Genomic DNA, 1,893 nt, shown 5'->3' on the forward strand with positions numbered 1-1,893 from the left:
GTCTTATCATAATCGGTATCGTCTAAATTATCAAAAGCGGTATCCTGCGGCTGACTACCACTGGCTAGGACTGCAGAGGAGGTCTCGATGGCTGCTTGATCGCTTGTATCGACTAAATACAACGCACCCTTTTGTCCGCAGCCAGCTAGCCCAAGCGCGGTAATGCTAGCCGTGATGACTAAAGCATTAACTAAAGCATTGGCGCGCCGCGTAGCGCTGCTCGGTAGATAGCGGTTGGTAGAGAATAAACGAGATAAAATAGACATAGGGGTTAACCTTGAGATAAGCCTGCAATAAAAAGTAAATTTTGCATCATTAGCAATGGCGCTAATCATAGCATTATTCAATATCAGTGTCCGATAATGTAAATGACTGTTTGATAAATTTACTTACAACTAATATTTCAATACTTCAATTTTGTGCATAGCTTGCTACGCTTTATATTGAGTGAACATCTGTATTAGATATTTGACCTCTATCACTCCTAAACCTTATAGTTGTCGTGGTATAGCGCCCAAAATATGTTACATTATTGATAATATCTGCTTTGTTTAAATAAGTAGCCCCTATGCTGCTTGCTAAGTGATAAGCGAATAACACCCCACTGCGGCTACTATTTAGCCGATTCACCCCCTACCGACAACCATCTAAGGATAGAGCATGAGCGATAGCGCAACCACCCAAACCTCTAAGCAAGAATCTGATACCTCACAATTAACCAATCCTACTTTAGTCTTGAACTGTGGCTCATCGTCCATCAAATACGCCCTCATCAGTGAAGATGAGTCGACGCGTATCACAGGTCTTGCTGAAAACTTAGGACTTGATACTGCGCGTATCAAGCACACAGCTTTGAGCGGTGAAAAATTAGAGATAAGTATTCCAGGCGGTCGCCATAAGCTTGCGCTACAAAAAATCCTTGAGCTCCTTGAGCAATATCATTTCATCGCCGTCGGTCATCGCGGCGTCCATGGCGGGCGTGAATATTCAGAAGCTGTGCAAGTCACCAATCATGTATTATCTGAGGTCAAACGCCTCAAGTCATTGGCTCCGCTGCATAATCCTGCCAATGCGCTAGGGATTGAGGCGGTACAAGCCATTTATCCTGACATCCCGCAAGTGGTCGTCTTTGACACCGCCTTTCACCAAACTATGCCAGCGGTTGCCTATCGCTATCCCATTCCAAAAGCGCTTTACGAGGATCACAAGATTCGTCGTTATGGCTTTCATGGTACCTCACACGCTTATGTCTCAGAGCGCGCCAGCCAAATCACCGAAGCGAGTGGTACGCATGGCTGGTTGACCGCGCATTTGGGCAATGGTTGTTCAGCGGCGGCTGTGTATGACGGTAAAAGCTTAGATACTAGTATGGGTCTGACCCCGCTTGAGGGTCTGATGATGGGTACGCGTAGTGGTGACGTCGATCCAAGTTTGCATATTCATCTTAAACGCCAGCTCGATATGAGCTTGGAGGATATTGACAAGATGCTTAATAGTGACAGCGGATTGCTCGGTATTTCAGGTCTGTCTAACGATATGCGTACAGTTGAAGAGGCCGCTAATGAAGGTCACAAAGAGGCTAAGCTCGCCATTGAGATGTTTGCCTATCGCGCGGGCAAATACTTAGCCAGTCTTAGCTGCGCCTTGCCTGAATTTACAGGTATCATCTTTACCGGCGGTATCGGTGAGAACTCAGCATCAACTCGCGCCCGTATCTTGAATGTTATGCGTCACTTTGGTATCTCGTTTGATGCCGATAAAAACAAAACGCTGGCAGGCGGAGCTGAAGGTAGTTTCCATAGTAACGATAGTAGTGTTGAGCTGTGGGTGATTCCAACGGATGAGGAGCGCCAGATTGCCAAAGAGACGCGCCAAACGCTAGGGTTAGCGTAA

General features: G+C 46.3%; 2 protein-coding genes. One reads left to right on the top strand and one right to left on the bottom strand.

The genetic code is table 11. The features are described from left to right. The coding region (gene lptM / locus ACTXGO_RS13080) for an LPS translocon maturation chaperone LptM (RefSeq protein ID WP_443574829.1) at nt 1-266 on the bottom strand (266 nt) is incomplete at its 3' end. 394 nt (nt 267-660) lie between these two features. On the opposite strand from lptM, the gene ACTXGO_RS13085 reads away from it, so the two are divergent. Beyond that, nucleotides 661-1,893, top strand: a complete 1,233-nt coding sequence (locus tag ACTXGO_RS13085) for an acetate/propionate family kinase (protein ID WP_443541133.1) — start codon at nt 661-663, stop codon at nt 1,891-1,893.

It is taken from the genome of Psychrobacter sp. T6-1, assembly GCF_052258445.1.